General features: G+C 42.8%; 3 protein-coding genes. 2 read left to right on the plus strand and 1 reads right to left on the minus strand.

Annotation, left to right across the window (positions count from 1 at the left end):
• Positions 1-219: 219 nt before the first annotated feature.
• On the plus strand, positions 220-390 hold the full coding sequence (locus VIN08_RS26120; protein ID WP_331972018.1) for a hypothetical protein: 171 nt from the start codon (positions 220-222) through the stop codon (positions 388-390).
• A gap of 84 nt (positions 391-474) precedes the next feature.
• Positions 475-2376 (plus strand): hypothetical protein, encoded by a 1902-nt coding sequence (locus tag VIN08_RS26125; protein ID WP_331972021.1) that lies wholly within the window; start codon positions 475-477, stop codon positions 2374-2376.
• On the opposite strand, the gene VIN08_RS26130 is transcribed toward VIN08_RS26125, so the two are convergent.
• Positions 2373-5375 carry a sensor histidine kinase gene (locus VIN08_RS26130; protein WP_331972024.1) on the minus strand — a complete coding sequence of 1001 codons (3003 nt, stop codon included), beginning with the start codon at positions 5373-5375 and terminating at the stop codon, positions 2373-2375. The genes VIN08_RS26125 and VIN08_RS26130 overlap by 4 nt on opposite strands.
• Positions 5376-5398: the final 23 nt, after the last annotated feature.

Below are 5398 nucleotides of genomic sequence, written 5' to 3' on the forward strand. Positions count from 1 at the left end.
CGCCATGATGATCATCACAAAACCACGGGTAAAATCAATACTGCTAATTCTTTTCACGAGGTATATAGGTTAGTGTTCGGGTATATTGCTTCACTTTCAACGGCCATGACAAGCTAAATATAATGGCAATCCACGAATTGACCAGCGCCACTCCTGTAAGATAGGCCCAGAAAAAATGCCACGGTATCCAGACAGCACCACCCCGGAATTTTAGAAAAATTGATCTATACCAAACACGAGTCGTACAACATTTATGATGATCACTATCTGTGGGTAACAGATCAACTTCCTGTCAAAACCATTCCCAAAGTAAAGATTGTATATCACGTTAACGATGAAACCAAAGTGGTAAAACTGCTTTCCATTGCAGAACACATCGATCAGCCGTAACTTCGTAAGTTATTAGCAACACATTTACACTGCTAATGTAGGGGGTTGTTCCTGACAAAGCCGTCTATATACCAAAAGCATACATTGATATCCCGCAGAAACTTTATCAAAAGCTCTTCGCTTGGAAGCCTGGCGCTTATGGGGCTCACTATGCCTGATGCTTTTTTGCTATCTGCACCGGCAGCAAAATCACAGCTATATTTACGAAGCAACGAACTGTTACAAACGTGGGGAAGTAAATTACGTCAGCTACAGGTAACAGATGCAACACGAACGACTGAGTATGGTGGCATTCTCTGCCCCACCTATAACATCGTACACGGACGTGTAGGCGACACGATACTCCCGTTTTTTCACCTGGCTCATAAGAACAACGACAGCAGTTATATAGATGCAGCCATGCTGCTATACCGATGGATGGAGAAAACTGTCAGCCAGGAAGATGGCTCATGGCTTAACGAGCCGGTAAAAAATTCATGGAAGGGAACTACAATCTTTACCATCATTGCGCTTACAGAAGCATTACGAAATTATAGCGCGCTGATGGAGCCTGCGTTCAGGAACGAACTGACTAATCGCCTGAAGAAAGCCGGTGAGTTTGTATATACTACTTTCAACATCGACTACGGCAATATCAACTACCCGATCTCGGCATCGTACGGACTATATTTACTGGGCGATACGCTGGATGTGCGTAAATTCAAAACAAAAGGTACTGAGTTGGCTCACCAGGCAATGAAGTTTATTACCCCAAAAGACAAGTTACTCTTTGGGGAAGGTGATCCTTATTACGAACCAAGCAAGAAAGGCTGCTTCTCGGTAGACCTCGGGTATAATGTAGAAGAATCATTGCCTGCACTCACAGCTTATGGATTGCTTACAAAAGACGAAGAAGTATTGCAGAAAGTAACAGCATCTTTACAAGCCCACATGGAGTTTATGTTACCCGATGGGGGGTGGGACAACAGTTGGGGTACACGCAATTATAAGTGGACGTATTGGGGAAGTCGCACATCCGATGGATGTCAGCCAGCCTATGCGTTGCTGGCTGATCGTGATCCGCGCTTTTACAAAGTGGCTCTGCTTAATACACAACTCTGGAAACAATGCACGAAGGACGGTTTACTCTATGGTGGTCCGCACTATATATCGCACCAGGTGCCACCCAGCGTGCATCATACTTTTGTTCACATCAAGGCATTGGTTGCCATTGCTGATCTCGATCTTACCGACAAAGCTGATAGCTCTGCTGTACAGTTACCGCGCGAAAAGGTATACGATACCCGGTTCTTCAGTGATATACAAACATACCTGGTATCGAAAGGTAAATATAGGGCTACGGTTACAGCCTATGATCGGGAGTATAAAAAAACAAAGAGCGGTCATGCAACAGGCGGGGCTCTCACCATGCTTTGGCACGAGAAAGCGGGTATACTTTTGTGCGCCAGCATGAACGACTACCAGCTATTCGAAGCAGGCAACATGCAACCCGATAATGATCCGCTATCAATGCCTTTAACGCCACGTCTGGAATTAATGATCGATGGTATAGCCTATAGAAATATCAACGACCTGAATGCGCAGATGCGGGTAGCACATGATCATCAGAAAACAATTATTGAAACAAAGTCACGCCTTGTTGATAAAGACCAGAACAATCCGCCACAAGAAGAAGTGCGCTGCTCAGTAAACTATATATTTTCAGACAATGTGGTAAATATCCATTTTAGTTATGACGGGGAATCGTATAGCGATCAGGTAAGAACGGTCGTTCCGCTTATTTCTCCATCCACCGATATACTCAGTGCAACTAACCAGAAGATTACGTTGCAAAAAGAAAGCGCAAAGGTATACCTGTCATCATCCGTAAAAATGATACAGCTTCCTACTACGGGAGGAAGAATATTTAATTTTGTTCCAGGGTTAGAAGCTATACCGGTTCAACTGGAAGGAAACGACATAGAAGTGGAGATAGAAATTAACTAATCCCGCCATATCTCAACGGAAGTACCTTTTCCCGGTATAGAGATAATCTCTGAAGTAAAATTGATTTGTCGTGCGCGGAATTGTATACTCTTCAGTCCTTTGCCGTAGGTTACCTTATGCAGATCAAAGCCGACTCCATCATCGCTGATTTTTAATCGCATTGCGTGCCCGGTTTGTGTGAGTGATACAGATATATTTTTTCCGTGTGCATACTTGATGCTGTTGTTTATTGTTTCCTTTGCCAGGAGTAACAAGTTCCTTTTTTCAGTTTTCAGCAACACTTTCGTTTTCTTATCTGAAGATATCGTTACATGAAGCTCTACCTGGTTGGCCACGCATACCGGCAGTGCAAATTTTTTGATCCGCTCCATCAATTCAAAAATCGTATCTTCCGGTTCTTCCAATACCCAGATCATATCCCGAAGGCTTGTAGTTGCCTGTGTTATTGATTCTTCTATCTGGCCGAGATGAGATTTATTTTCCGGCTCGCGTTTAGCAAGATGTGTAAAGATTTTTAATGAATTTAATATACTCCCTATATCATCGTGCAGATCATTGCCGATCTGCTTGCGTATCTCCTGCTGCTTTCTGAGCTGATCGATGCGATAACGCAACAATCCATAAATACAGGCAGCACCCATCAGGACAATAACAAATTTAAAAAGATTGGTTTGATACCACTTCGGTATATAAATAAGCCCCATGGCACGAGGCTCACTCCAGATGCCATCTTCATTAGCGGCCCGGACTTGCAAGGTATAGTCTCCGGGAGAAAGACCGATGAGGTCTACAAAATTCTGCTTTCCTAAATCAATCCAATGATTGTCAAGCTCATTAATCTTATAAGCGTATCGCACTTCTTTCGGATTGCTGAAGTTCAACGCAGAAAACGAAACAGCAGTCTGCAACACATCAGACGGTATAACCATTTTTTCCAAGGTAAGATTAGAAGTATCAATTACACCCGACTTGGTATTTACTTTCAACTTTCCGAAATACAGGTCTGGTGGGCGAGCGTTACTTGGAAGCAAGGCCGGATTAATAATCGTAAAACCATCAACACCCCCGGCAATGATTCGGTGATCGTCCTGATAACCACAGAGCTGTTCAAAAGCATTGGTATTGAGTCCATCCGTCTGAAAATAGTTCTTGATCTTCAAGGGATTCAGGTATATCATCGATAAACCCTCATTTGTTGTTACCAGTATAGATTTATTCTGGTAGGGAAATACACGGTATATACAGGTGTTATTCAACCCATCTTCCGAACGAATAATCTTCTTTACCCGAAGTTGCTTGTCGGTTTCAATCAATCCATCGCCATACGTTGCTATATAAAAATGATCATCGGTTTCGCACATATCCATAAAATTACTGATCACTTCCTGCGTCAGATTATCACGTATAGTATGGGTGGTATATTTCCCTGTAAGCGGATTGAAAGCGATGACCGATTTCTCTGTGAGGATCATCACATCGCCACTCCGGGTTTTATACAAGTAATTGATGATGGTAAGCCCTTCTATAGTATGGCCAACCGACTGCCGGTGGTATACCTGAAGTTTACCGGTGCGCGTATTCCAGATGGTAAGTCCTTTCTGTATGATGCTGCCGAACAATACCAATGAATCATTATACTGAATACCACAACTAAGATGGTCGGAGTCCAGCAGTTTCATAGAAGGAAAAACTTCACACGCGGGTATTAGCTTTTTGCCTTCAATAATATGGAAGCCTTTTTTATTCGAGACAAACACGTGATGAGCAGCATCCTGAAATAACATCAGGTTACTACCGGCATCATTGATCTGTTCAATCTCACCGGTATATGTATCAACATAATATATACCATTCTCATCACCGGCATAGACTACATTTTCAGATACCGGCAGTACCGAGAACAAATGCTTTATTTTTACCCTCGTGCCGTATTCCGAAAACGACCTGAAATGCACTACGCGGGTTGGAAAAGAAGCAATACCAGCCAGCGTTCCGAGCCACGCCTGGTGCAATTGCTGATCGTAGTATATATCATAGGTGGTGGTAAATAAATTATCAGCCGGGTTATTATCCCGGAAGGAGGTAACTTTTTTCTCCAGCAGGTTATATTCGTAAACACCCGCAGATGTAGAGAACATCAAAGAAGAATCTGAAGACGCAGCTATACTTAGCATTTCCGAATGAAGAACAGGTAATGTTGTATCGACAGACGCTAAAGTAAGTTCCGGCAGTGCTGTGTTTAGAATTTTTAACCCTGCGCTGCTCGCTATATATAGTATATGTTTTTGCTTACCAGCATCCCAGAAGCGCAGCTTGGTGTTAGTACTTCCAGCGCTCAGCTCTTCTGTACGAAATGTACGAAGGTGGTTCAAATTTTCATCCAGTATAATTATACCATAGCCATCGGCACAGAGAATCATGCGCTGTTGATGATCAAAATGGATCATCGAGACATTGAGTTCACCATTTCCGATATTGCACTTTGCCCGAATATCGACAGGAAGTATTTTGTTCTTTGTAATGTGATAAGCGTAAGCAAAATCAAGTCCGGCTATCCAGAGTGTATCGCCTTTCAATGCAAGGCATCGCTTCCACTTCACGTTATCCGGATTGCTGGCATCGAGCGAAATTCTGCGAATTACTACACGTGTTTGCAGATCTATAGCGCATACTTCACCATACGATAAGAGCACCCAAAGGCAGTTCCGTTTTTTATCTTCAAGCAGATCTGAAATAAAGCTGCCCTTTAGTTTCTGTTTTGCCGGTGAGCGTTTCGTGAACGTCTGGAAACGGTTTCCGTCAAACAGGTTAAGACCTTCCTGTGTACCGATCCAGAGAAAACCGTAAGAGTCTTTTATGATTTTCGTAATATAGTAACTGGAGAGTCCATCGTTTTGGGTATATTTAATAGGCGTAATAAACTTCGTCTCCTGGCCTAAGGAAGTTACCGTTGGATAGAGTATAACAGTTAGGAGTATATAGTATCGAAAGCTTTTCACAACGAAATATCAAACTACGAAAA

The organism is Ohtaekwangia sp. (assembly GCF_036568665.1).
GTDB lineage: Bacteria > Bacteroidota > Bacteroidia > Cytophagales > Cyclobacteriaceae > Ohtaekwangia.